This is a genomic window from Streptomyces sp. NPDC093586, assembly GCF_044764905.1.
Lineage (GTDB): Bacteria > Actinomycetota > Actinomycetes > Streptomycetales > Streptomycetaceae > Streptomyces.
In genome coordinates, this window is record NZ_JBIWJA010000031.1 from 70,517 (window position 1) to 95,671 (window position 25,155).

The following is a 25,155-nucleotide window of genomic DNA, read 5'->3' on the forward strand; positions in this document are numbered from 1 at the left end:
GCCACGCCGGGCGCCTACGCCAGCCCGGCCCGCCGCAACGCGTCGGCCATCGCCCCGTTGGAAGGAGCCGGCGCAGCCGAGGCCGGCTTCCCCTTCCCTCCGGAACGCCCCTGCTGCCGCTGCCGAGGGGGCCTGCCCCCACGCGGCTCCCGCTTCTGTTCCCCCTGCGGAGCCGCCTCGTCGTCCAACCGCAGCGTCAACGAGATCCGCTTCCGCGGAATGTCGACGTCCAGCACCTTCACCTTCACGATGTCCCCGGGCTTCACCACGTCCCGTGGATCCTTCACGAACGTCTTCGACATCGCGGACACGTGCACGAGCCCGTCCTGGTGCACGCCGACGTCCACGAACGCCCCGAAGGCGGCCACATTCGTGACGACCCCCTCCAGGACCATCCCGGACGACAGGTCGGAGATCTTCTCCACGCCCTCCTTGAAGGTGGCCGTCCGGAACGCCGGCCGCGGGTCGCGTCCCGGCTTCTCCAGCTCCTTCAGGATGTCGCTCACCGTCGGCAGACCGAACTTCTCGTCCACGAACTCCGCCGGTTTCAGCGACCGCAGTACCGAGGTGTTGCCGATCAGGCCGGCCACCTCCTGCCCGGTGGTCTTCACCATCCGCCGCACCACCGGATACGCCTCGGGGTGCACGCTGGACGCGTCCAGCGGGTCGTCGCCGCCCCGGATCCGCAGGAAGCCCGCGCACTGCTCGTACGCCTTCGGCCCGAGCCGCGACACCTTCTTCAGCTCGGTCCGCGACCGGAACGGCCCGTTCGCGTCCCGGTGCGCCACGATGTTCTCGGCGAGCCCGGAGGTGATGCCGGAGACGCGGGCCAGCAGCGGCGCGGAGGCCGTGTTGACGTCCACGCCCACGCCGTTCACACAGTCCTCGACCACCGCGTCCAGGGAGCGCGACAGCTTCACCTCGGACAGATCGTGCTGGTACTGGCCGACCCCGATCGACTTCGGGTCGATCTTCACCAGCTCGGCCAGCGGATCCTGGAGCCGCCGCGCGATCGACACAGCACCGCGCAGCGACACGTCCATGTCGGGCAGTTCCTGCGAGGCGAAGGCGGACGCCGAGTACACCGAGGCGCCGGCCTCGGACACCATCACCTTGGTGAGCTTCAGCTCCGGGTGCTTGGCGACGAGTTCGCCGGCGAGCTTGTCGGTCTCGCGGGACGCCGTGCCGTTGCCGATCGCGATCAGCTCGACCGCGTGCTCCTTCGCCAGCCGCGCCAGCTTGGCGATCGCCTCGTCCCACCGGTTGGCCGGGACGTGCGGGTGGATCACGTCCGTGGCCACGACCTTGCCGGTCGCGTCGACCACGGCGACCTTCACCCCCGTACGGAAGCCCGGGTCGAGGCCGAGCGTCGCACGCGTGCCGGCCGGGGCGGCCAGCAGCAGGTCGCGCAGGTTGGCGGCGAAGACGTTCACCGCCTCGTCCTCGGCGGCCGTGCGCAGCCGCAGCCGCAGGTCGATGCCGAGGTGGACCAGGATGCGGGTGCGCCAGGCCCAGCGGACCGTGTCCGCGAGCCACTTGTCGCCGGGCCGGCCGCGGTCCGCGATCCCGAACCGGCTCGCCACGATCGCCTCGTACGACGACGGTCCGTCGGTGGGCTCCTCGGGCTCCAGGACGAGGTCGAGGACGTCCTCCTTCTCGCCGCGCAGCATCGCGAGGATCCGGTGCGAGGGCAGTTCGGTGAACGGCTCGGTGAAGTCGAAGTAGTCGGCGAACTTGGCGCCCGCCTCCTCCTTGCCCGCCTTCACCTTGGCGGCGAGCCGCCCGCGCACCCACATCCGCTCGCGCAGCTCGCCGATCAGGTCGGCGTCCTCGGAGAACTTCTCGGTGAGGATCGCCCGGGCGCCGTCCAGGGCGGCCTGCGGATCGGCCACGCCCTTGTCGGCGTCGACGAACGCGGCGGCCGCGGCGAGGGGGTCCACGGACGGGTCGGCGAGCAGGCCCTCGGCCAGCGGCGCCAGACCGGCCTCCCGCGCGATCTGCGCCTTGGTGCGCCGCTTGGGCTTGAACGGCAGGTAGATGTCCTCCAGGCGGGCCTTGGTCTCCGCCTCACGGATCCGGGCCTCGAGCTCCTCGGTGAGCTTGCCCTGCTCGCGCACCGAGTCGAGGATCGCCGTACGCCGCTCCTCCAGCTCCCGCAGATAACGCAGCCGCTCCTCGAGCGTGCGCAGCTGCGCGTCGTCGAGCATCTCGGTCGCTTCCTTGCGGTAGCGGGCGATGAAGGGCACTGTCGAGCCGCCGTCGAGCAGCTCCACCGCGGCCTTCACCTGCCGCTCCCGTACGCCGAGTTCCTCGGCGATCCTGCTTTCGATGGACCGCACGTCGGTGGACGCGCTGGACCCGGGTGTCGTCACGATCCCGTACCGCCTTCTCACAGAGGTTGCGCGGCAATTGTGGCAGGTGGTGGCGGCGATCGGGGATCAAGGCACGTCCCGGGCCCGTCGCGGCCGGACGGGACCGGGACGCGGGATCAAGCTCTGCGGGTGGCGGACGAGGCCCCGCCGAAGAGCCGGGCCAGGGCCCGGAAGGGAAGGGTCACGACGGTGGCGACGGCGCCGCCGATCTGGCGCAGGACGTCTGCGATGGCACGGAACACGAAAGCCCCTTTCCTCTCCCGGCCGCTGCGGCCGGGGAAATACGGGTACCTCCGGACCGGCCCGGTATGCCCGTGCGCGCGGCCGGTTCAGCGCTTGCCGAGCAGATCCGCCGGGAAGGCGCCGGCACCGAGCGCCCGGCGCGCGAAGGCCGTCCCGAGTTCCGTCAGACGGGCCACGCCCTCCGCACCCAGGTGCGCGTACGGGGCCTCGTCCATCCGGTCCGTCTCCCGCTCGATCCCCTCGCGCAGGGCGACGCCCCGTTCGGTCAGCTCACCGGCGTCGTCGAGCAGCCCGCGCCCCCGCAGCCGGTCCGACGCGGCGTCCCACTCCTCCCGGCTCCAGCCGCGGGTGCCGAACACCCACTTCGGCGCCATGCCCTTGCCGGTCGCGGTGTGCGACACCAGCGCCTCCAGGCCGTCGAGGCCCGCGGCCAGCAGTGCGGCGAGGTGCCCGTCGCCCCGGTGCTCGCGCAGCAGCGTCGCCGCGTGCCACAGCGCCAGGTGCGGCTCGCCGGGCACGGGCAGGTCGGCGTGGGCCGAGTACAGCGGGCGGCCGCTGCGGGAGCAGCCCTCGGCGGCCCGCAGCGCCAGTTCGGCCGCCTCCGCCATCTCCGCGGACGCCACGGCCTCCTCGCCCAGCAGGCGGCGCAGCGTCGCGTCGACGGCGCGCGTGCGGGCGGCCAGTACCCGGGCGGGCGTGACGGTCTCCCACACGGCGGGCACGTGCCGCGCCACCAGGTCGTGCTTGTAGTTGTAGAACGCCGCCGTCACGGCGCCGGCCCCGACCGGGCCGAGGGCGGCGGCCCGCACCGCGAAGTTGACGGCCCGGGGGTCGGTGATCCCGAGGGCGGCCAGCTCCCGGCCCAGGTCGGGCGAGAAGTAGTGCGTCGAGTGCAACGAGTTCAGCGCGTTGTGACACCGGCGGCCGGCACGGGCGTCAAGGGGGGCGGTTGTCATGCCCGGCAGGTTACCAACCGCTCAGTACGTCCTCCAGAGGTCTTCCCCGCGCGGAGGGCGCATGGCAGGAAAGGTGGGGAACCCGTCATTGCGGTCACCGCCGGGTGCCCGAAGAATCGACGGCATGACGCAGCGAACCGTCCTCGTCGTCCTCTTCGACGACGTCCAGAGCCTCGATGTCACCGGCCCTGTGGAGGTCTTCGCGGGCGCCGAGAAGCACACGCCGGGGACGTACCGCATCCGCACCGCGTCGCTGGACGGCGCCGCCGTGCGCACCTCCAGCGGCCTGGCCGTCGTACCGGACGAGGCCCTCACCGAGGCGCCCGTGCCGCACATCCTGCTCGTCCCCGGCGGCCGGGGCACCCGGGATCCCGACCCGCGCCTGGTCGCGTGGCTGCGCGAGCACGGGCCCCGCGCCCCGCGCCTGGTCTCCGTCTGCACCGGCGCCGCCCTGCTCGCCGCGGCCGGCCTGCTGGACGGCCGCCGCGCCACCACGCACTGGGCGTACTGCGACCGGCTCGCCCGCGAGCACCCGGCCGTCGAGGTCGACCCCCACCCGATCTACGTCCGCGACGGCCACGTCGCCACCTCCGCCGGCGTCACCTCCGGGATCGATCTGGCCCTCGCCCTGGTGGAGGACGACCTGGGCCGGGACGCCGCCCTCACCGTCGCCCGCCATCTGGTGGTCTTCCTGCGCCGGCCCGGCAACCAGGCCCAGTTCAGCGCCCAGCTCGCCGCCCAGACCGCGCGCCGCGAACCCCTGCGTGAGGTCCAGCAGTGGATCACCGAGCACCCCGACGCGGATCTGGGGGTGGAGGCCCTCGCCGCCCGCGCCAGTCTCTCGCCGCGTCACTTCGCCCGCGCCTTCCGGGCGGAGACCGGCACGACCCCCGGCCGGTACGTCGACCGGGTCCGCCTGGAACACGCCCGCCGGCTGCTGGAGGAGACCGGCGACGGCGTCGAGGAGGTCTCCCGCGCCAGCGGTTACGGCACGCCCGAAGCCATGCGCCGCGCCTTCCTCAAGGCGCTCGGCATCCCACCGGCGGAGTACCGCCGCCGGTTCCGTCCCGCACCCGTCCACTGAGCGGACCCCGCTCACCGACCCACCACGAAAGGCAGCCCGTGCAGATCGCCATCGTCCTCTTCGACCGCTTCACCGCCCTGGACGCCGTGGGCCCGTACGAGACCCTCGGCCGCCTGCCGGACGCGGAGACCGTCTTCGTCGCCGAGCGGACGGGCCCCGTGCGCACCGACACCGGCAACCTCGCCCTCACCGCCGACCGGACCCTGGCCGACGTGCCGGCCCCGGACATCGTCGTCGTCCCGGGCGGCCCCGGCCAGACCCCGCAGATGGAGAACGAGACCCTGCTGGACTGGCTGCGCGCCGCCGACGCCACCAGCACCTGGACCACCTCGGTGTGCACCGGTTCCCTGCTGCTCGCCGCCGCGGGTCTGCTGGAGGGCCGCCGCGCCACCACGCACTGGCTGGCCCTGGACCACCTCCGCCGGTTCGGCGCCGAACCGACCGGGGAACGGGTGGTCACCGACGGCAAGTACGTCACCGCGGCCGGCGTCTCCTCCGGCATCGACATGGGCCTCACCCTGCTCGGCCGGATCGCCGGCGACGACCACGCGCAGGCCGTCCAGCTGCTGACCGAGTACGACCCGCAGCCGCCCTACGACGCCGGATCACCGGAGAAGGCGCCGGCGCACCTCGTGGCGCAGTTCCGCGACGGCAGCCGGTTCACCCCGGCGTAGTCGCACGCGGCGGCACGCTCCAGCCGAAGTCCGGCCGTCTGCGCTCCAGGAACGCGGCGACACCCTCCGCGGTGTCGCCGCTGCCGCGTGCCTGTGCGGCCCAGTGCTCGTCCCGGTCGGTGCGGCCGTTCGCGAACTCCTTCGCCGCCGCCTGCGTCAGCTGCGAGCGGGAGACCAGGACGCGGGTGAACTCGGCCACCCGCTCGTCCAGTTCGTCCTCCGCCAGCACCTCGTCGACCAGCCCCGTGCGCAGCGCCCGCCCGGCGTCGATCAACTCGCCGGAGAACAGCAGGTACTTCGCGGTGGCCGGCCCCACCAGCGACACCAGCCGCCGGGTCGACGACGCCGGATACACCACACCCAGCTTGGCCGGGGTCACCCCGAACAGTGCCCCCTCCTCGGCGAACCGCAGATCGCAGGCCGCCGCCAACTGGGCGCCGCCGCCCACGCAGTGGCCGCGGACCACCGCCAGCGTCGGCCTGGGGAAGGCCGCGAGAGCCTCCTCGGCGCGTACGGCGAGCAGCTGCGCCTCCTCGGCGGAGTCCCGCAGGGTCGAGATGTCGGCCCCGGCGCAGAACGTCGCGCCCTCTCCGGTGAGCACGAGTGCCCGTACCGCGGGGTCGTCGGCCAGGGTGTCGAGCAGTTCAGGCAGCGCCCGCCACATCGCGGTCGTCATGGCATTGCGCTTGGCCGGGTGGTGGACGACGACGGTGGCGACCGAGTCGGCGACCCGGTGCAGCAGCTGCGGCTCCATGGCCGGATGTTATCCGTCCGTACGAAGAGTTCGCGGAGCAGGTGCAAGCGGGACAGAAACGGTCCTGCAACCGTCCGTGCCACACGTCAACGATCAGAACCGCTCGATACCCGCCGATTTGTGTTCAGTCTTCCGGTGCGGAGGGACGCGTTACCAACACTCAGGGTGTGGTGACAATCGAGCCCGAGGGTGGCGACCGGACGATGGACGAGACCGGGCCCGCACAGCCGCTGCCGTACGAAGGTGTCTGGCGGTTCACCGCGCCCGCCGTCGACGCCTCCGTCCCGCAGGCCCGGCACGCCGTGCGGGACCTGCTGGTACGCCAGGGCGTGCCGCTCTCCGACGAGGTGACCCAGGGCCTGCTGCTGATCGTCTCGGAACTGGTCACGAACGCCGTCCGGCACGCCGCGGTGCTCTCGCCGACGCTCGCCGTGGAGGTCGCCGTCGGACCCGAGTGGGTCCGGGTGGCCGTGGAGGACAACCACCCCTACCGCCCGACCGCCCTGGAGACGGACCACGGGCGGACGGGCGGGCGCGGGCTGCTCCTCGTCCGGGAGATCACCCGGGAGGCGGGCGGGGCGTGCGACGTGGCCCACACGGCGAGCGGCGGCAAGGTGGTCTGGGCCGCCCTGCCGCTCAAGCCCGCCCCGCGGTGACGGGGCCGCTCACCAGCCGGCGGACGGGCCCGTCAGCTCGCGGACGGCGGGCCGGGCCGCGTCCAGCACCGTCATGAACCACGCCGAGAAGGTGTCCTCGGCGTGCCGTTCGGCCAGCTCGTCCGGGGTCACGAAGACCGTCTCGGCGACCTCCTCCGAGTCGGGCCGCGGCGGTGCCTGCACCAGGCCGACGAACAGGTGGTTGTACTCCTGCTCGACCAGCCCCGAGGCCGGGTCCGGGTGGTTGTAGCGCACCGTGCCCGCCTCGGCGAGCAGCGACGGCGAGACGCCGAGCTCCTCGAACGTCCGCCGGGCCGCGGCGGCGAACGGCGCCTCACCGGGGTAGGGGTGACCGCAGCAGGTGTTGGACCACACGCCGGGGGAGTGATACTTGCCCAGGGCCCGCTGCTGGAGCAGCAGCCGGCCGCGCTCGTCGAAGAGGAACACGGAGAAGGCGCGGTGCAGCTGCCCCGGCGGCTGGTGCGCGGCGAGCTTCTCCGCGGTACCGACCGTCACGCCGTTCTCGTCGACCAGTTCCAGCAAAATCGCGTCTGCGGTGCCGTTCGACGAACTGTGCGTCGCGGTGGCAGGAGTGATCGGCATACCCATCCTTCACATCGGTCCTCGCGCCCCAAGTGTGCCCCACGAATCAGGCACCCTCGGCACTTCCGGCACGCCCGCATGTCCCGCGCGACGCGGAACCGCGGCCCGCACCGGCCGACACCGAGGAAGGGGCCCACGGTCCAAGATCGTGCCCGGTGCCGCCCACGGGGAACCGTCCGGGGCCCGACCTGTGCGCGACCGGGAGGAACCAGAGGGGGCTGAGAGGGACCGGAAGGAGAGCCGGGCGGCCGAGGGGAGGCCGGGCGCGCGGCGGAGAGGGGAGCGCCGGGGCGATCAGGTCCCGCCGGGACCCGGGGCCCGGCGGACGGTCGCGCACCACGCCGCCTCCGCCCGCGCCCCCACGGCACCGTGCCGGAGCGCCCCGCGCCTCAGTGGCACAGCCGCGCCTCGTGCTGCGCGTGCCCGCCGGGCTCCAGCTGGAAGGTGCAGTGCTCCACGTCGAAGTGGTCGCCCAGGCAGCCCTGCAGCTCGTGCAGCATCTTCTCGTGGCCGATCGCGTTCAGCACCTCGCCGCTCACCACCACGTGCGCCGACAGCACCGGCATGCCCGAGGTGATGGTCCACGCGTGCAGGTCGTGGACGTCCTCGACACCGTCCAGCGCCAGTATGTGGGAGCGCACCTCGGCGATGTCCACGCCTTTCGGCGCCGCCTCCAGCAGCACGTCCAGCGTCTCGCGCAGCAGCCGCCACGTGCGCGGAACGATCATCAGGCCGATGAGCAGGGACGCGATCGGGTCGGCCGGCTGCCAGCCCGTGGCCAGGATGACCAGCGCCGAGACGATCACCGCCAGCGAACCCAGCGCGTCCGCCGCGACCTCCAGGAAGGCGCCGCGCACGTTCAGGCTCTCCCGCTGCCCCCGCATCAGCAGCGACAGCGACACCATGTTCGCCACCAGGCCGATCGCGCCGAAGACGACGGTCAGCCCGCCCGCGGTGCCGGCCGGTGTGACGAACCGCTCGATCGCTTCGTACAGGACGTACCCGCCGACCCCGAGCAGCAGCAGACAGTTCGCCAGGGCCGCGAGGATCTCCGCACGGGCGTAGCCGAAGGTGCGCCGGTCGCTCGGCGGCCGGTTCGCGAAGTGGATCGCCAGCAACGCCATGCCCAGTCCGAGCGCGTCCGTCGCCATGTGCGCCGCGTCGGCGACCAGGGCGAGCGAGTCGGCGAGCACGCCGCCGACGATCTCGACGACCATGACGGTGAGTGTGATCGCCAGCGCGACCCGCAGCCTGCCGCGGTACGCGGCCGTGGCCGTGCCGCCGCCGTGCGCGCCGTGCGCATGCCCGTGATCGTGCCCAGCCCCCATGGAAGCCGCCTCCCTGTGTCTGCGGGGTCTCAGTCAACTACGGGCGGGGGGTATGGGGCAACGCGGCACTGAACACCGTTGTCATCTGCCCTGACCTGCGGAAACGTTCCGCAGGTCAGAGTGTCTCCCGGGTGCGGACTTCCCTTCGGGGACTGCGCGGACGCCCGCTCGCCCGCGCACCGCCCTGACTCTCCGCGCACATCCTCCGACACTGCGCGATGCCCTTGATGTCCGTTTGTGGAGCGCGGTTTGTGGGGCGGGCCCCGGATCCCCGATGATGATCGCGGCCGAGGCGGGTGCGAGCGTGGTCGACCGACCGTGAAACGGGCGGTGAACGCGGTGTTCCGGGCATCCGATAACCTCTGCCGACATGCCGCCCGGGTGCCCCAGGCACGGGCGCCCCACCATGCACAGGACCGGCGCACCGGCGTCGGCACCAGGGAGTGAGTTCGGTTGTCGACCGCCATCCTCACCGGCCAGCCGGTCCCCGGTTCGTCCGTCGAGAGCGAGCTGCGGTCCCTCGGTTTCGAGGTACGGCTCGCCTCCGGTACGGCCGACGCCGAGACGCTGCTGGCCCGGGTGCCGGGCGGAGAGCGGGTCGCCGTCGTCGACGCCCGCTTCGTGGGCCATCTGCACGCCCTGCGCCTCGGCCTCACCGACCCCCGGTTCCCGCTCGCCGCGATCCCCGGCGCCGTGACCGCCCGGCCGGACGCCCGCCAGGCTCTCACCCGCGCCATGGCCCGGGAGAGCTCCGCGGGCGGCGGTGCGGCGGACGGGAGCGCCCCCGCGGGAACGAAGCCGGGCGTGGAGGACGCGGACGGCCTCGCCGACCGGATCGCCGGCGCGCTCGACGCCGACGGCGCCGACGTGTACCGGCCGGAGCTCGGCAGTCTCGTCGCCGTCGTCCCCGCCGACCCGCAGGCCCGCGACGAGGCGCGGCAGGCCGTCGCGTCCGTCGACGACGAGGCCGTACGCCTGAAGTCGGCGGTCAAGGCCCGCGACGGCTTCGTCACCACCTTCTTCGTCAGCCCCTACTCCCGCTACATCGCCCGCTGGTGCGCGCGGCGCGGACTGACCCCCAACCAGGTCACCACCGCCTCCCTGATCACCGCGCTCATAGCGGCGGGCTGCGCGGCCACCGGCACCCGCGGCGGCTTCGTCGCCGCCGGCGTCCTGCTGATCGCCTCCTTCGTCCTCGACTGCACCGACGGGCAGCTCGCCCGCTACTCCCTCCAGTACTCCACGCTCGGCGCCTGGCTGGACGCCACCTTCGACCGCGCCAAGGAGTACGCCTACTACGCGGGCCTCGCCCTCGGCGCCGCCCGCGGCGGCGACGACGTGTGGGCCCTCGCCCTCGGCGCGATGGTCCTCCAGACCTGCCGGCACGTCGTGGACTTCTCCTTCAACGAGGCGAACGTCGACAGCACGGCCGCCACCGCCAACACCAGCCCCACCGCGGCCCTCTCCGACAAGCTCGACAGCGTCGGCTGGACGGTCTGGGCGCGCCGCATGATCGTCCTGCCCATCGGTGAACGCTGGGCCATGATCGCCGTCCTGACCGCGGTCACCACCCCCCGGATCACCTTCTCCGCGCTGCTGATCGGCTGCGCGTTCGCCGCGACGTACACCACGGCGGGCCGCGTCCTGCGCTCGCTGACCCGCAGGGCCGCCCGGACCGACCGGGCGGCGAGGGCGCTGGCCGACCTCGCCGACTCCGGCCCGCTCGCCGGGGCCGTCGCCGCGGGCCTGCGCGGGGCGGCCCGCCGGCTGCCCGGCTTCACCGCCCCCGCCGTCGCCCTCCTCGGCGGCGCCGCCGTCGTCGCGACGGCCGCGTTCACCGGCTTCGGCGGTTCCTGGCCCGTCGCCGGCGCGGTCCTCTACGTCCTGACGTCCGCCCTCGCCGTCGCCCGTCCCCTCAAGGGCGCCCTCGACTGGCTGGTGCCGCCGTTCTTCCGGGCCGCCGAGTACGGCACCGTCCTGGTACTGGCGGCGAAAGCGGACGTGAACGGGGCGCTTCCGGCGGCTTTCGGGCTGGTCGCCGCGGTCGCCTACCATCACTACGACACGGTCTACCGCATCCGCGGCGACGCGGGTGCGCCCCCGCACTGGCTGGTGCGGGCGATCGGGGGGCACGAGGGCCGCACGCTGCTGGTCACGGTGCTGGCCGTGCTGCTCACCGCCTCCGCTTTCAAGGTCGCGCTCACGGTCCTCGCCGTGGCCGTCGCCCTCGTGGTGCTCGTCGAGAGCATCCGTTTCTGGGTCGCCGCCCACAAGGTCGGCGCACCCGCCGTACACGACGAAGGAGAACCCGCATGATCGGCCTCGTGCTGGCGGCCGGCGCCGGACGCCGTCTGCGCCCCTACACCGACACCCTGCCCAAGGCACTGGTCCCGGTCGGTCCCGAGGGCGCGGAGGACGACATCACGGTGCTGGACCTGACCCTCGGCAACTTCGCCGAGGTCGGCCTCACCGAGGTCGGGGTGATCGTCGGGTACCGCAAGGAGGCCGTGTACGCGCGCAAGGAGGCGCTGGAGCAGAAGTACGGCGTCAAGCTCACCCTCATCGACAACGACAAGGCCGAGGAGTGGAACAACGCCTACTCCCTGTGGTGCGGCCGCGACGCCCTCAAGGACGGCGTGATCCTCGCCAACGGCGACACCGTGCACCCGGTCTCCGTCGAGAAGACCCTGCTCGCCGCCCGCGGCGACGGCAAGAAGATCATCCTGGCGCTGGACACCGTGAAGTCCCTCGCCGACGAGGAGATGAAGGTCGTCGTCGACCCCGACAAGGGCGTCCGGCGCATCACCAAGCTGATGGACCCGGCCGAGGCGACCGGTGAGTACATCGGCGTCACCCTCATCGAGGGCGAGGCCGCCGCGGAGCTGGCCGACGCGCTGAAGACCACCTTCGAGCGCGACCCGCAGCTGTACTACGAGGACGGCTACCAGGAGCTGGTCGACCGCGGCTTCAAGATCGACGTGGCGCCCATCGGCGACGTCAAGTGGGTCGAGATCGACAACCACGACGACCTCGCCAAGGGCAGGGAGATCGCGTGCCAGTACTGACGAGGCTCATCCCCTCGCCGCTCGTCGTCGACATCAGGCCGGGAGCGCTCGACGACCTGGCCGTGATCCTCTCCGACGAGCGGATCTCGCCCTCGGGGCGGCTGGCCTTCGCCATCAGCAACGGCTCCGGCCAGGTGCTGCGGGACCGCTTCGGCCCCGCCTTCCCGGGCGCGGACTGGTTCGCGGACGCCGACGGCACCATCGACGGCGCCGTGCGGCTCGCCGACTCCATCAAGAAGGCCGGCCGCTACGACGCGGTGGTCGGCGTCGGCGGCGGCAAGGTCATCGACTGCGCCAAGTACGCGGCGGCCCGGGTGGGCCTGCCGCTGGTCGCGGTGGCCACCAACCTGGCCAACGACGGGCTGTGCTCGCCGGTCGCCACCCTCGACAACGACGCGGGCCGCGGCTCCTACGGCGTGCCCAACCCGATCGGCATCGTCATCGACCTCGACGTGATCCGCGAGGCCCCGGCGCGCTACGTCCGCGCCGGCATCGGCGACGTGATCTGCAAGATCTCCGCCGTGGCCGACTGGGAGCTGTCGCACCGCGAGACCGGTGAGAAGGTCGACGGCCTGGCCGCCGCGATGGCCCGCCAGGCGGCCGAGGCGGTGCTGCGCCACCCCGGCACCATCGGCGACGACACGTTCCTGACGACGCTGGCCGAGTCCCTGGTGCTGTGCGGCATCTCCATGTCGGTGGCCGGGGACAGCCGTCCCGCGTCGGGCGCCTGCCACGAGATCAGTCACGCGTTCGACCTGCGGTTCCCCAGGCGCAGCGCGCTCCACGGCGAGCAGTGCGGCCTCGGCGGCGCCTTCGCCACGTTCCTGCGCGGCGACCGGGAGACGGCCGGGCAGATGGCCGACGTACTGCGCCGCCACGGGCTGCCCGTCCTGCCGGGCGAGATCGGCTTCGACCTGGACGAGTTCGTGCAGGCCGTCGACTTCGCCCCCCAGACCCGGCCCGGCCGCTACACGATCCTCGAACACCTCGACCTCACGACCGACCAGATCAAGGACATGTACGCCGACTATGTCAAGGCCATCGGTAGCTGAACTACGCCCGGTCGTCCATCCCGCGGGGGTCAAGGACCGGCGCAGCGGTGAGCACTGGGCGGGACGCCTCTACATGCGCGAGGTCTCGCTGCGGATCGACCGCTACCTGGTGAACACCAGGATCACGCCCAACCAGCTCACGTACCTGATGACCGTCTGCGGCGTCCTCGCGGCCCCGGCCCTGCTGGTGCCGGGGATCTGGGGCGCCGTGCTCGGTGTCGTCGCGGTCCAGCTGTACCTGCTGCTGGACTGCGTCGACGGCGAGATCGCGCGCTGGAAGAAGCAGTACTCGCTCGGCGGTGTCTACCTGGACCGCGTCGGCGCCTACCTCACCGACGCCGCGGTCCTGGTCGGGCTCGGTCTGCGCGCCGCCGACCTGTTCGGCACCGGGCGGATCGACTGGCTGTGGGCCTTCCTCGGCACCCTGGCCGCCCTCGGCGCCATCCTGATCAAGGCCGAGACCGACCTGGTGGGCGTCGCCCGGCACCAGGCGGGGATGCCGCCGGTCAAGGAGGCCGCGTCCGAGCCGCGTTCCTCCGGCATGGCGCTGGCCCGCCGGGCCGCCGGGGCGCTCAAGTTCCACCGGCTGATCCTCGGCATCGAGGCGTCCCTGCTGATCCTCGTGCTCGCCGTCGTGGACGCGAGCCGCGGAGACCTGTTCTTCACCCGGCTCGGCACCGCCGTGCTCGCCGGCATCGCGCTGCTGCAGACCCTGCTGCACCTGGTGTCCGTCCTCGCCTCCAGCAGGCTGCGATGAGCGCCCCGCTGAAGGTCGGCGCGGTCGTCATCACCATGGGCAACCGCCCCGAGGAGCTGCGCGCCCTGCTCGACTCGGTCGCGGGGCAGGACGGCGACCCGGTCGAGGTGGTCGTGGTCGGCAACGGATCGCCCGTCCCGGAGGTGCCCGAGGGCGTCCGCACCGTCGAGCTGCCCGAGAACCTGGGCATCCCCGGCGGCCGCAACGTCGGCATCGAGGCCTTCGGCCCCGGCGGCACCGACGTCGACATCCTGCTCTTCCTCGACGACGACGGCCTGCTCGCCCGCACCGACACCGCCGAGCTGTGCCGCAAGGCGTTCACGGACGACCCGCGGCTCGGCATCATCAGCTTCCGCATCGCCGACCCGGACACCGGCGAGACCCAGCGCCGGCACGTGCCGCGGCTGCGCGCCTCCGACCCGATGCGCTCCTCCCGGGTGACCACCTTCCTCGGCGGCGCCAACGCGGTGCGCACCCGCGTCCTCGCCGAGGTCGGCAATCTGCCGGACGAGTTCTTCTACGCCCACGAGGAGACCGACCTGGCCTGGCGGGCCCTCGACGCCGGCTGGATGATCGACTACCGGTCCGACATGGTGCTGTACCACCCGACGACCGCACCCTCGCGGCACGCGGTCTACCACCGCATGGTCGCCCGCAACCGGGTCTGGCTCGCCCGCCGCAACCTCCCCGCCCTCCTCGTCCCGGTCTACCTCGGGGTGTGGCTGCTGCTCACGCTGCTGCGCCGCCCCTCGCGCCCGGCCCTGAAGGCGTGGTTCGGCGGGTTCCGGGAGGGCTGGGCCACTCCGTGCGGTCCTCGTCGGCCCATGAGGTGGCGTACGGTGTGGCGGCTGACCCGGCTGGGCCGGCCTCCGGTGATCTGACAAGCTCGTGTCCGAGAGCACCCCCGGCCCTCCGAGGCCGGCCGGCTCATGCCAGGTCCGTACGGGCCACGCATCGACGAAGACGAAAGTTTCCATCAGTGAGTGAGACAACACACGACGGCACGGTCGCGACGACCAGGCCCGTGTCGCCCGACGAGGGACTCACGGCGGCGCAGCTCGCCGCGAAGTACGGGCTGTCGGTGAGCGGCGCCCGGCCGTCCCTCGTCGAGTACGTCCGTCAGCTCTGGGGGCGGCGGCACTTCATCCTCGCCTTCTCCCAGGCGAAACTGACCGCCCAGTACAGCCAGGCCAAGCTCGGCCAGCTGTGGCAGGTGGCCACCCCGCTGCTGAACGCGCTCGTCTACTACCTGATCTTCGGCCTGATCCTGGGTGCCGGCAAGGGCCTGTCGAAGGACCAGTACATCCCGTTCCTGGTGACGGGGATCTTCGTCTTCACCTTCACGCAGTCCTCGACGATGGCCGGCGTCCGCGCGATCTCGGGCAACCTGGGCCTGGTGCGCGCCCTGCACTTCCCGCGCGCCTCGCTGCCGGTCTCCTTCGCGCTCCAGCAGCTCCAGCAGCTGCTCTTCTCGATGATCGTGCTCTTCCTCGTGGTCGTGGCCTTCGGCAGCTACCCCTCCCTGTCCTGGCTGCTCATCGTCCCGGCGCTCGCCCTGCAGTTCCTCTTCAACGCCGGTCTCGCGCTGGCCGTGGCCCGGATGGGGGCGAAGACGCCGGACCTGGCCCAGCTGATGCCGTTCATCATGCGGACCTGGATGTACGCCTCCGGCGTCATGTTCTCCATCCCGGTCATGCTGAAGGACAAGCCGTCCTGGATCGCCGACGTGCTCCAGTGGAACCCGGCGGCCGTCTACATGGACCTCATGCGCTTCGCGCTGATCGACGGCTACGGCACCGAGAACCTTCCGCCGCACGTGTGGGCGGTGGCGGCCGGCTGGGCCGTCCTCGCCATGGTGGGCGGCTTCGTGTACTTCTGGAAGGCTGAGGAGAGGTACGGCCGTGGCTGAGCAGCAGCGTGACGAACGGGTGCCGACGGTCATCGCGGACGACGTCCACATCGTCTACCGCGTCAACGGAGCCAAGACCGGCAGGGGCAGCGCCACCGCGGCCCTCAGCCGCATCCTGAAGCGAGGCTCCGACGACACGGCGCGGGGCGTGCGCAAGGTGCACGCCGTGCGGGGCGTCTCCTTCGTCGCCTACCGGGGCGAGGCCATCGGCCTGATCGGTTCCAACGGCTCCGGCAAGTCGACGCTGCTGCGGGCCATCGCCGGCCTGCTGCCCGCCGAGAAGGGCAAGGTCTACACCGACGGCCAGCCCTCCCTGCTCGGCGTGAACGCGGCCCTGATGAACGACCTGACCGGCGAGCGGAACGTCATCCTGGGCGGCCTCGCCATGGGCATGTCCCGCGAGGAGATCAAGGCCCGCTACCAGGAGATCGTCGACTTCTCCGGCATCAACGAGAAGGGCGACTTCATCACCCTGCCGATGCGCACCTACTCCTCCGGCATGGCGGCCCGGCTGCGCTTCTCCATCGCCGCCGCCAAGGACCACGACGTCCTCATGATCGACGAGGCGCTGGCCACCGGCGACCGCTCCTTCCAGACGCGTTCCGAGGCGCGCATCCGCGAGCTGCGCAAGGAGGCCGGCACGGTCTTCCTGGTCAGCCACAACAACAAGTCCATCCGAGACACCTGCAACCGCGTCCTGTGGCTGGAGCGCGGTGAACTGCGCATGGACGGGCCGACCGACGAGGTGATCAGGGAGTACGAGAAGTTCACGGCCAGGTAGCCCGACACGCCCGGGGCCCCGCAGGAACTGTTCCGGCGGGGCCCCGCGTCTGCAAAGGAAGCGTCAACTCCCGGCCGAACCAGGAATCTTGAAGCCGATCGATGTGTTGTTGTGATGCGCTGTGCACCCCGGCGGAACCCGGTGAGTTGTACAACGTAAGCTGTAGCGGTCCCGAAACGCGGCACATGGGGCGATAATGCCCGTCACCCTCGAGCGGGCCCGCCGCGCGGGCGTTCGGGCGGCGTGTCCGAAATAGTATGTATTGGGTCGGCAGTGTAGAACGGGAGATGTGACGGCAATGGCTACGGAAACTCCCCTGCTCCGCGAAGCGTGCGCCGTCCCCGTCCCGGGCGGCCCGCGATGACGGTGACCGACACGGCGCACGCCGTCGACCCGGAGCGCGGCACGCTCGACAAGGCCGCGAGCGAGAACTTCCCCGTGGCACCCTTCTTCCTGCCCCGCGACTGGCGCACCGATCTCATGGCCGTCTACGGCTTCGCCCGCCTGGTCGACGACATCGGCGACGGCGACCTGGCCCCCGGCGGCGCCGACGCCCGCATCCTCGGCGTCCCCGACGACGGCGCCGGCGACCGGCTGCTGATGCTGGACGCCTTCGAGGCCGACCTGCGCAGGGTCTTCGACGGCACGCCCCGCCACCCCCTGCTGCGGCGCCTGCAGCCCACCGTGCGCCGCCGCTCGCTCACCCCCGAGCCCTTCCTCGGCCTCATCGCCGCCAACCGCCAGGACCAGCTGGTCGGCCGGTACGAGACGTACGACGACCTCCTCGCCTACTGCGAGCTGTCCGCCAACCCGGTCGGCCGCCTGGTCCTCGCCGTCACCGGCACCTCGACACCCGAGCGGATCCGCCACTCCGACCGGATCTGCACGGCCCTGCAGATCGTCGAGCATCTCCAGGACGTCGCCGAGGACCTGAGGCGGGACCGCGTCTACCTGCCCGCCGAGGACATGAAGCGCTTCCACGTCCAGGAGGCGGATCTCGCCGCACCCGGCGCGGGCGCGTCGGTGCGCGCCCTGATCGCCTTCGAGGCCGGGCGCGCCCGCGATCTGCTGGATGAAGGCTCCCCCCTGGTGGGTAGTGTCCACGGAAGGCTGAGGCTGCTGCTCGCGGGATTCGTGGCCGGGGGAAGAGCGGCCGTCGGGGCGATCGCCGCCGCCGGCTACGACGTACTTCCCGGCCCGCCCAAGCCCGGTAAGGTCCGGTTGCTGCGCGAGGTGGGCGCGACCCTGCGAGGAGAGGGGTGATCCGGACCGTGGAGTCGTCAGCACACGTGTCCGCACCGGTACTCGCCGCGTACAGCTACTGCGAGACCGTCACCGGACAGCAGGCCCGGAACTTCGCCTACGGCATCCGGCTCCTGCCCACGCCCAAGCGCCGGGCGATGTCCGCGCTGTACGCGTTCTCGCGCCGCGTCGACGACATCGGCGACGGCGCGCTCCCGGCCGACGTCAAGGTCGCCCGGCTGGAGGAGACCCGGGCACTGCTCGGCCGCGTCCAGGAGGGCGCGGTCGACGAGGACGACACCGACCCCGTGGCCGTCGCCCTCTCCCACGCCGCACGGCAGTTCCCGATCCCGCTCGGCGGACTGGACGAACTGATCGACGGCGTCCAGATGGACCTGCGGGGCGAGACCTACGAGACCTGGGACGACCTGAAGGTCTACTGCCGCTGCGTGGCCGGTGCCATCGGACGTCTCTCGCTCGGCGTCTTCGGCACCGAACCGGGGGCGCGCGGCGCCGAACGCGCGCCCGAGTACGCCGACACGCTCGGCCTCGCGCTCCAGCTCACCAACATCCTCCGGGACGTCCGCGAGGACGCGGAGGACGGCCGTACCTACCTGCCAGCCGACGACCTCGCCAAGTTCGGCTGCTCCGCCGGGTTCGCCGGGCCGACGCCACCGGAGGGCTCCGACTTCGCGGGCCTCGTGCACTTCGAGGTGCGTCGGGCCCGCGCCCTCTTCGCGGAGGGCTACCGGCTGCTCCCGATGCTCGACCGCCGCAGCGGCGCCTGTGTCGCCGCCATGGCCGGCATCTACCGCCGCCTGCTGGACCGCATCGAGCGCGACCCCGAGGCCGTGCTGCGCGGCAGGGTCTCGCTGCCCGGACGCGAGAAGGCGTACGTCGCCGTGCGCGGCCTGTCCGGGCTGGACACCCGGCACGTGGTCCGGCGGACCGTCAGGAGGCGCCCGTGAGCGGCGCACCGGGCACTCCCCGGGGAGAACGGCGGGCAACCCTCCGGTGGCGGGCGGCGTCCCTGACTGAGACGGTCTGCCGTACACCGTTCACACACCACGGCGACCGGGCAGGGAAAGGTGCACGATGACCCACGGCAACGGCACGCGTGACGACGGGCCGCTCGCGGACGTCTCCGCCGTCCCGGCCGGCAGACACGCCGTCGTGGTCGGCGGCGGACTCGCCGGTGTCACCGCCGCGCTCGCCCTCGCCGACGCCGGCGTGCGCGTCACCCTGCTGGAGGGGCGGCCGCGCCTGGGCGGGCTCGCCTTCTCCTTCCGGCGCGGCGACCTGACCGTCGACAACGGCCAGCACGTGTACCTGCGCTGCTGCACCGCCTACCGCTGGTTCCTCGACCGCATCGAGGGGACCGCGCTCGCCCCGGTGCAGGAACGTCTCGACGTGCCCGTCGTCGACCTCGACCGGCCCGCGGGGCGACGGCTCGGCCGGCTGCGGCGCGACGCGCTGCCCGTACCCCTGCACCTGGGGCGCAGCCTCGCCGCGTATCCGCACCTCTCGCTCGCCGAGCGCGCCCGGGTCGGGCGTGCCGCGCTCGCGCTCAAGGGGCTCGACCTCGCCGATCCGGCGCTGGACGACCAGGACTTCGGCAGCTGGCTGACCGCGCACGGCCAGTCGGCGCGTGCCGTCGAGGCCCTGTGGGACCTGGTCGGGGTCGCCACCCTCAACGCGGCCGCGGGCGACGCCTCGCTGGGGCTCGCCGCGATGGTGTTCAAGACCGGTCTGCTGTCCGACCCGGGCGCGGCCGACATCGGCTGGGCCCGCGTCCCGCTGGGCGAACTGCACGACCGGCTGGCCCGCAGGGCGCTCGACTCCGCGGGCGTGCGCACCGAGGTCCGTACACGCGTCACCTCCGTCTCCATGAACGGGAACGGGGAGTGGAACGTCCAGGTTCCCGGCGAGACGCTGCGGGCGGACGCCGTCGTCCTCGCCGTACCGCAGCGCGAGGCGCACGACCTGCTGCCCCCGGACGCGCTCGACGCCCCCGGCGACCTGCTGGAGATCGGCACCGCCCCCATCCTCAACATCCACGTGATCTACGACCGGAAGGTGCTCGCCGCACCCTTCCTCGCGGCCCTCGGCACCCCCGTGCAGTGGGTGTTCGACCGCACCGAGGCCTCCGGCCTGAAGGGCGGTCAGTACCTGGCGCTGTCCCAGTCGACCGCGCAGGACGAGATCGACACGCCCGTGGCCGTCCTGCGCGAGCGCTACCTGCCCGAACTGGAGCGGCTGCTGCCCCGCGCCCGGGGTGCCGGGGTGAAGGACTTCTTCGTGACCCGGGAGCGCACCGCGACCTTCGCGCCGGCCCCCGGTGTCGGCCGGCTCAGGCCCGGCGCCCGCACCAAGGCACCCGGCCTGTACCTGGCCGGAGCGTGGACCGCCACCGGGTGGCCCGCGACCATGGAGAGTGCCGTCCGCAGCGGTGTCGGAGCGGCGGGAGCCGCGCTCGCCGCCCTGGGACGGTCCCGCGACCGCCTTCCCGATTTCGAGGAGGCGGCATGAGAACCGATCCGCGTGGGACCGGCTCCCGCACTCCCGGTACCGCAACTGGAGGAGAGACTGTGCCCACTGTGCCCCCGGTCACGAAGGCCGATCGACGGACCACGGTGGACGTGGCCGCGCTGCTGGAGCGCGGCCGGACCCTGGCCACACCGGTCCTGCGCGCGGCCGTCGACCGCCTGGCGCCTCCCATGGACACCGTCGCCGCCTACCACTTCGGCTGGATCGACGCCCAGGGCAACCCCGCGGACGGCGACGGCGGCAAGGCCGTCCGTCCCGCGCTCGCGGTGCTCTCCGCCGAGGTCACCGGCGCCGCGCCCGAGGTCGGGGTACCCGGCGCGGTCGCCGTGGAGCTGGTGCACAACTTCTCCCTCCTGCACGACGACCTGATGGACGGCGACGAACAGCGCCGCCACCGGGACACCGCCTGGAAGGTGCACGGCCCTGCCCAGGCCATCCTGGTCGGTGACGCCCTGTTCGCCCTGGCCAACGAGGTGCTGCTGGAGCTCGGCACCGTGGACGCCGGCCGCGCCGCCCGCCGCCTCACCCGCGCCAGCCTCGCCCTGATCGACGGTCAGGCGCAGGACATCTCCTACGAGCACCGAGACCGGGTCAGTGTCGAGGAGTGCCTGGAGATGGAGGGCAACAAGACCGGCGCGCTGCTCGCCTCCGCCAGCTCCATCGGCGCGGTCCTCGGCGGCGCCGACGAGCACACCGCCGACACGTTGGAGAAGTACGGCTACCACCTCGGCCTGGCCTTCCAGGCCGTCGACGACCTGCTCGGCATCTGGGGCGACCCGGACGCCACCGGCAAGCAGACCTGGAGCGACCTGCGCCAGCGCAAGAAGTCCCTCCCGGTCGTGGCCGCCCTGGCCGCGGGCGGCCCCGCCTCCGAGCGGCTCGGCGAGATCCTCGCCGCCGACGCCAAGAGCAGCGACTTCGCGAACTTCTCCGAGGAGGAGTTCGCGGCCCGTGCCGCCCTCATCGAGGAGGCGGGCGGGCGCGAGTGGACCGCCGACGAGGCGCGCCGCCAGCACACCATCGCCATCGAAGCCCTCGACGCCGTCGACATGCCCGACCGGGTACGGGACCGTTTCACGGCGCTCGCGGACTTCGTCGTCGTACGAAAGAGATGATCACTATCGGTCGAATAGCCCTCGCGTAGTCGCCGGCCGGTGTCGCGGGTCCACGCGCACCGGCCGACGGCGGACCCACAGCAGACGCACCACCTGCACACTGCACGAAGGGGAAGCCATGACAGCGACGACCGACGGAAGCACCGGGGCGGCCCTGCCGTCCCGCGCAGCCGCGGCCAGCGAAACAGCCGACATCACGAGCCCCGCCGCGGCGGCCGGGGTCCACGAAGCCGCCGTCCGCGCCACACAGCGCGCCACCGACTTCCTGCTCTCCCGGCAGGACGCCGAGGGCTGGTGGAAGGGCGACCTCGAGACCAACGTCACGATGGACGCCGAGGACCTGCTCCTGCGTCAGTTCCTCGGCATCCTGGACGAGGGGACCACCCGGGCCGCCGCCCTCTTCATCCGCGGCGAACAGCGCGAGGACGGCACCTGGGCCACCTTCTACGGCGGCCCCGGCGACCTGTCCGCCACCGTCGAGGCCTACGTCGCCCTCCGCCTGGCCGGCGACGCCCCCGACGCCCCGCACATGGCGAAGGCCTCGGAATGGGTCCGGGACCAGGGCGGCATCGCCGCCTGCCGCGTCTTCACCCGCATCTGGCTGGCCCTGTTCGGCTGGTGGAAGTGGGAGGACCTGCCCGAACTCCCGCCGGAGCTGATCTGGTTCCCGACCTGGGTGCCGCTGAACATCTACGACTTCGGCTGCTGGGCCCGGCAGACCATCGTGCCGCTGACCATCGTCTCGGCGAAGCGTCCGGTGCGCCCGGCCCCGTTCCCGCTCGACGAACTGCACACCGACCCGGCCCGACCCAACCCTCCCCGCCCCCTGGCACCGGCGACGAGCTGGGACGGCGCCTTCCAGCGGATCGACAAGGCGCTGCACGCCTACCGCAAGGTCGCGCCCAAGCGGCTGCGCCGGGCGGCGATGAACACCGCCGCCCGCTGGATCGTCGAACGGCAGGAGAACGACGGCTGCTGGGGCGGCATCCAGCCGCCGGCCGTCTACTCGGTCATCGCCCTGCACCTGCTCGGCTACGACCTGCAGCACCCCGTCATGCGGGCCGGCCTGGAGTCCCTGGACCGCTTCGCCGTGTGGCGCGAGGACGGGGCCCGCATGATCGAGGCCTGCCAGTCCCCGGTGTGGGACACCTGCCTGGCCACCATCGCCCTGGCCGACGCCGGCGTGCCCGCCGACCACCCGCAGCTGGTCAAGGCCGCGGACTGGATGCTCGGCGAGCAGATCGTGCGCCCCGGCGACTGGTCGGTGAAACGGCCCGGACTCCCGCCCGGCGGCTGGGCGTTCGAGTTCCACAACGACAACTACCCCGACATCGACGACACCGCCGAGGTCGTCCTCGCGCTGCGCCGCGTCAAGCACCACGACCCGGAGCGGGTGGAGAAGGCCATCGGCCGCGGGGTGCGCTGGAACCTCGGCATGCAGTCCAGGAACGGCGCCTGGGGCGCCTTCGACGTCGACAACACCAGCCCCTTCCCCAACCGGCTGCCGTTCTGCGACTTCGGCGAGGTCATCGACCCGCCGTCCGCGGACGTCACCGCGCACGTCGTGGAGATGCTCGCGGTCGAGGGCCTCGCCCACGACCCGCGCACCCGGCGCGGCATCCAGTGGCTGCTCGCCGAACAGGAGGCGGACGGCTCGTGGTTCGGCCGCTGGGGCGTCAACTACGTCTACGGCACCGGCTCCGTCGTCCCCGCCCTGATGGCGGCCGGCCTGCCCGCCTCGCACCCGGCGATCCGCCGCGCGGTGAGCTGGCTGGAGTCCGTCCAGAACGACGACGGCGGCTGGGGCGAGGACCTGCGCTCCTACCGCCACGTCAGGGAGTGGAGCGGCAAGGGCGCATCGACCGCCTCGCAGACCGCCTGGGCCCTGATGGCCCTGCTGGCGGCGGGGGAGCGGGAGTCGAAGTCCGTCGAGCGCGGCGTCGAGTGGCTGGCCGCCACCCAGCGGGAGGACGGCTCCTGGGACGAGCCCTACTTCACCGGCACCGGCTTCCCCTGGGACTTCTCCATCAACTACCACCTGTACCGGCAGGTGTTCCCGCTCACCGCGCTCGGCCGGTACGTCCACGGCGAACCCTTCGCCAAGGCGCCCCGCACGGTCCAGGCGCTCGCCGAGTCGCTGACCGAGGCGAAGGGGAGCTGATGAGCGCCCAGCCCGGACCGGCCCCGCTGCTGATCGCCTGCGCGCTCGGCATCGAGCACCTCGCCCTGCGCGCCGGTGACCGCGGCGGGGCCGCCGGGCCGGTCACGGTCCTGCGCACCGGCATGGGACCGAAGGCGGCCGAGCGCTCCGTCACCCGGGTCCTGGCCGACCCGGCGCTGGGCGACGCCGCCGTACTGGCCACGGGCTTCTGCGCGGGCCTCGCCCCCGGCATGCACCCCGGCGACCTGGTCGTCGCCGAGGAGACTCGGGACCCGCTGGGCACGGTCGGGTGCGTCGGGACCGACCGGCTCGTCAAGGAACTCGCGCGTGCCGTGCCCGGGCGCACCGTCCACACCGGGCCGCTGACCGGCTCGGACCACGTCGTCCGCGGCCCCGAACGCGCCGACCTGCTCGCGACCGGCGCGATCGCCGTCGACATGGAGTCCGCCGCCACGCTCCTGAACGCCGTCCGTACGGGCGCGCGCCCCGTTGCGGCCGTCCGGGTGGTCGTGGACGCTCCCGAACACGAACTCGTCCGGATCGGCACCCTGCGCGGTGGAATATCGGCCTTCCGCGTTCTCCGGTCCGTCCTTCCCGCGTTTTTCGAATGGCACCGTTCTTTGCTGCTCCCCAGGAGGTGAGCCCAGATGGCCATGCCGCTGCGCCAGTCCATCAAGGTCGCTACGTATCTGGCCGAACAGAAGCTCCGGCGGCGGGACAAGTTCCCGCTCATCGTGGAACTGGAGCCGCTGTTCGCCTGCAATCTGAAGTGCGAGGGATGCGGCAAGATCCAGCACCCGGCCGGGGTGCTCAAGCAGCGCATGCCGGTCGCGCAGGCCGTGGGGGCGGTGCTCGAATCCGGAGCGCCGATGGTCTCCATCGCCGGTGGCGAGCCGCTGATGCACCCTCAGATCGACGAGATCGTCCGCCAGTTGGTGGCCAAGCGGAAGTACGTCTTCCTGTGCACCAACGCCCTGCTCATGCGCAAGAAGATGGACAAGTTCACGCCCTCGCCGTACTTCGCGTTCGCGGTGCACATCGACGGGCTGCGCGAGCGGCACGACGAGTCCGTGGCGAAGGAGGGGGTGTTCGACGAGGCCGTGGAGGCCATCAAGGAGGCCAAGCGGCGCGGCTTCCGGGTCACCACCAACTCGACCTTCTTCAACACCGACACCCCGCAGACCGTCGTCGAGGTGCTCAACTTCCTCAACGACGACCTCAAGGTCGACGAGATGATGATCTCGCCCGCCTACGCCTACGAGAAGGCACCCGACCAGGAGCACTTCCTGGGCGTGGAACAGACCCGCGAACTGTTCAAGAAGGCGTTCTCGGGCGGCAACCGGGCCCGCTGGCGGCTCAACCACTCCCCGCTGTTCCTCGACTTCCTCGAGGGCAAGGTCGACTTCCCCTGCACCGCCTGGGCGATCCCGAACTACTCCCTCTTCGGCTGGCAGCGTCCCTGCTACCTGATGAGCGACGGGTACGTGCCCACGTACCGGGAACTGATCGAGGAGACCGACTGGGACAAGTACGGCCGCGGCAAGGACCCGCGCTGCGCCAACTGCATGGCGCACTGCGGCTACGAGCCCACCGCCGTCCTGGCCACCATGGGCTCCCTCAAGGAGTCCCTGCGGGCCATGCGGGAGACGGTCTCCGGGAACCGGGACTGACGCCGTGACCGCCATCTCCCTGGGCGTCCCCGAGGTACCGGTCCGGCCGATCGCCGAGCGGCGCACGTCGCGGCGGATCCAGGTCGGGCCGGTGGCCGTCGGCGGTGACGCCCCGGTGTCGGTGCAGTCGATGACGACGACCCGTACGTCCGACATCGGTGCGACCCTCCAGCAGATCGCGGAGCT

25 protein-coding genes are annotated in these 25,155 nt (G+C 72.4%); 19 read left to right on the forward strand and 6 right to left on the reverse strand.

Annotated elements, in window-relative coordinates; genetic code table 11:
- Nucleotides 1-14: 14 nt before the first annotated feature.
- The 3 genes from ACIRFH_RS27190 to ACIRFH_RS27200 form a co-directional block, all read right to left on the reverse strand.
- Entirely contained in the window at nucleotides 15-2,372 is a 2,358-nt protein-coding gene (locus ACIRFH_RS27190) for a Tex family protein (protein ID WP_403526036.1), read from the reverse strand.
- A gap of 116 nt (nucleotides 2,373-2,488) precedes the next feature.
- The gene (locus ACIRFH_RS27195) at nucleotides 2,489-2,614 is read right to left on the reverse strand and encodes an LPFR motif small protein (RefSeq protein WP_403526039.1); all 126 of its coding nucleotides are present in this window, start codon (nucleotides 2,612-2,614) and stop codon (nucleotides 2,489-2,491) included.
- An 87-nt stretch (nucleotides 2,615-2,701) separates the two neighbouring features.
- Entirely contained in the window at nucleotides 2,702-3,571 is an 870-nt protein-coding gene (locus ACIRFH_RS27200; protein ID WP_403526042.1) for a hypothetical protein, read from the reverse strand.
- A gap of 124 nt (nucleotides 3,572-3,695) precedes the next feature.
- Between ACIRFH_RS27200 and ACIRFH_RS27205 the strand changes: the two genes are divergently transcribed.
- Nucleotides 3,696-4,655 (forward strand): GlxA family transcriptional regulator, encoded by a 960-nt coding sequence (locus tag ACIRFH_RS27205; RefSeq protein WP_403526045.1) that lies wholly within the window; start codon nucleotides 3,696-3,698, stop codon nucleotides 4,653-4,655.
- 38 nt (nucleotides 4,656-4,693) lie between these two features.
- Nucleotides 4,694-5,329 carry a DJ-1/PfpI family protein gene (locus ACIRFH_RS27210; protein WP_403526048.1) on the forward strand — a complete coding sequence of 212 codons (636 nt, stop codon included), beginning with the start codon at nucleotides 4,694-4,696 and terminating at the stop codon, nucleotides 5,327-5,329.
- On the opposite strand, the gene ACIRFH_RS27215 is transcribed toward ACIRFH_RS27210, so the two are convergent.
- On the reverse strand, nucleotides 5,316-6,083 hold the full coding sequence (locus tag ACIRFH_RS27215; protein WP_403526051.1) for an enoyl-CoA hydratase/isomerase family protein: 768 nt from the start codon (nucleotides 6,081-6,083) through the stop codon (nucleotides 5,316-5,318). The two genes, ACIRFH_RS27210 and ACIRFH_RS27215, sit on opposite strands and share 14 nt — an antisense overlap.
- A 203-nt stretch (nucleotides 6,084-6,286) precedes the next feature.
- Here ACIRFH_RS27215 and ACIRFH_RS27220 point away from each other — a divergent pair, with 203 nt between their 5' ends.
- Nucleotides 6,287-6,739: an ATP-binding protein gene (locus tag ACIRFH_RS27220; RefSeq protein ID WP_403526103.1), complete on the forward strand. Its 453-nt coding sequence runs from the start codon at nucleotides 6,287-6,289 to the stop codon at nucleotides 6,737-6,739.
- A 9-nt stretch (nucleotides 6,740-6,748) separates the two neighbouring features.
- Here ACIRFH_RS27220 and idi read toward each other — a convergent pair whose 3' ends face one another.
- Both idi and ACIRFH_RS27230 read right to left on the reverse strand, forming a co-directional pair.
- Nucleotides 6,749-7,342: an isopentenyl-diphosphate Delta-isomerase gene (gene idi / locus ACIRFH_RS27225; protein ID WP_403526054.1), complete on the reverse strand. Its 594-nt coding sequence runs from the start codon at nucleotides 7,340-7,342 to the stop codon at nucleotides 6,749-6,751.
- A 389-nt stretch (nucleotides 7,343-7,731) separates the two neighbouring features.
- Nucleotides 7,732-8,670, reverse strand: a complete 939-nt coding sequence (locus tag ACIRFH_RS27230; protein WP_403526057.1) for a cation diffusion facilitator family transporter — start codon at nucleotides 8,668-8,670, stop codon at nucleotides 7,732-7,734.
- Between the two features lie 453 nt (nucleotides 8,671-9,123).
- Between ACIRFH_RS27230 and ACIRFH_RS27235 the strand changes: the two genes are divergently transcribed.
- The 16 genes from ACIRFH_RS27235 to ACIRFH_RS27310 form a co-directional block, all read left to right on the forward strand.
- Nucleotides 9,124-10,986, forward strand: a complete 1,863-nt coding sequence (locus ACIRFH_RS27235; protein WP_403526060.1) for a DUF5941 domain-containing protein — start codon at nucleotides 9,124-9,126, stop codon at nucleotides 10,984-10,986.
- Nucleotides 10,983-11,735: a sugar phosphate nucleotidyltransferase gene (locus tag ACIRFH_RS27240; protein WP_403526063.1), complete on the forward strand. Its 753-nt coding sequence runs from the start codon at nucleotides 10,983-10,985 to the stop codon at nucleotides 11,733-11,735. Before ACIRFH_RS27235 ends, ACIRFH_RS27240 begins: the two co-directional genes overlap by 4 nt.
- The gene (locus ACIRFH_RS27245) at nucleotides 11,723-12,787 is read left to right on the forward strand and encodes an iron-containing alcohol dehydrogenase family protein (protein WP_403526066.1); all 1,065 of its coding nucleotides are present in this window, start codon (nucleotides 11,723-11,725) and stop codon (nucleotides 12,785-12,787) included. The genes ACIRFH_RS27240 and ACIRFH_RS27245 overlap by 13 nt, the downstream gene beginning before the upstream one ends.
- The gene (locus ACIRFH_RS27250) at nucleotides 12,765-13,544 is read left to right on the forward strand and encodes a CDP-alcohol phosphatidyltransferase family protein (RefSeq protein ID WP_403526069.1); all 780 of its coding nucleotides are present in this window, start codon (nucleotides 12,765-12,767) and stop codon (nucleotides 13,542-13,544) included. Before ACIRFH_RS27245 ends, ACIRFH_RS27250 begins: the two co-directional genes overlap by 23 nt.
- A gap of 8 nt (nucleotides 13,545-13,552) precedes the next feature.
- Nucleotides 13,553-14,425, forward strand: coding sequence for a glycosyltransferase family 2 protein (locus tag ACIRFH_RS27255; RefSeq protein ID WP_403526105.1), 873 nt, complete (start codon nucleotides 13,553-13,555; stop codon nucleotides 14,423-14,425).
- Between the two features lie 98 nt (nucleotides 14,426-14,523).
- Entirely contained in the window at nucleotides 14,524-15,453 is a 930-nt protein-coding gene (locus ACIRFH_RS27260; protein WP_403526072.1) for an ABC transporter permease, read from the forward strand.
- Complete coding sequence (locus ACIRFH_RS27265; protein ID WP_403526075.1) at nucleotides 15,446-16,234, forward strand: ABC transporter ATP-binding protein; 789 nt, start codon at nucleotides 15,446-15,448, stop codon at nucleotides 16,232-16,234. The genes ACIRFH_RS27260 and ACIRFH_RS27265 overlap by 8 nt, the downstream gene beginning before the upstream one ends.
- Before the next feature lie 360 nt (nucleotides 16,235-16,594).
- Complete coding sequence (gene hpnC / locus ACIRFH_RS27270; RefSeq protein ID WP_403526078.1) at nucleotides 16,595-17,497, forward strand: squalene synthase HpnC; 903 nt, start codon at nucleotides 16,595-16,597, stop codon at nucleotides 17,495-17,497.
- Nucleotides 17,494-18,444, forward strand: coding sequence for a presqualene diphosphate synthase HpnD (gene hpnD, locus ACIRFH_RS27275; protein WP_403526081.1), 951 nt, complete (start codon nucleotides 17,494-17,496; stop codon nucleotides 18,442-18,444). The genes hpnC and hpnD overlap by 4 nt, the downstream gene beginning before the upstream one ends.
- The gene (locus ACIRFH_RS27280) at nucleotides 18,441-18,575 is read left to right on the forward strand and encodes a DUF6380 family protein (RefSeq protein ID WP_403526084.1); all 135 of its coding nucleotides are present in this window, start codon (nucleotides 18,441-18,443) and stop codon (nucleotides 18,573-18,575) included. The genes hpnD and ACIRFH_RS27280 overlap by 4 nt, the downstream gene beginning before the upstream one ends.
- Nucleotides 18,572-20,005, forward strand: a complete 1,434-nt coding sequence (gene hpnE, locus ACIRFH_RS27285; protein ID WP_403526087.1) for a hydroxysqualene dehydroxylase HpnE — start codon at nucleotides 18,572-18,574, stop codon at nucleotides 20,003-20,005. Before ACIRFH_RS27280 ends, hpnE begins: the two co-directional genes overlap by 4 nt.
- A gap of 68 nt (nucleotides 20,006-20,073) precedes the next feature.
- Nucleotides 20,074-21,138, forward strand: a complete 1,065-nt coding sequence (locus ACIRFH_RS27290; RefSeq protein WP_403526108.1) for a polyprenyl synthetase family protein — start codon at nucleotides 20,074-20,076, stop codon at nucleotides 21,136-21,138.
- Nucleotides 21,139-21,256: 118 nt separating this feature from the next.
- Complete coding sequence (gene shc, locus ACIRFH_RS27295) at nucleotides 21,257-23,299, forward strand: squalene--hopene cyclase (RefSeq protein WP_403526089.1); 2,043 nt, start codon at nucleotides 21,257-21,259, stop codon at nucleotides 23,297-23,299.
- Nucleotides 23,299-23,940: a 1-hydroxy-2-methyl-2-butenyl 4-diphosphate reductase gene (locus tag ACIRFH_RS27300; protein WP_403526092.1), complete on the forward strand. Its 642-nt coding sequence runs from the start codon at nucleotides 23,299-23,301 to the stop codon at nucleotides 23,938-23,940. Before shc ends, ACIRFH_RS27300 begins: the two co-directional genes overlap by 1 nt.
- Before the next feature lie 6 nt (nucleotides 23,941-23,946).
- Nucleotides 23,947-24,969 carry an adenosyl-hopene transferase HpnH gene (gene hpnH, locus ACIRFH_RS27305; RefSeq protein ID WP_403526095.1) on the forward strand — a complete coding sequence of 341 codons (1,023 nt, stop codon included), beginning with the start codon at nucleotides 23,947-23,949 and terminating at the stop codon, nucleotides 24,967-24,969.
- Nucleotides 24,970-24,973: 4 nt separating this feature from the next.
- A partial coding sequence (locus ACIRFH_RS27310; protein WP_403526098.1) for a flavodoxin-dependent (E)-4-hydroxy-3-methylbut-2-enyl-diphosphate synthase occupies nucleotides 24,974-25,155 on the forward strand: 182 nt, incomplete at its 3' end.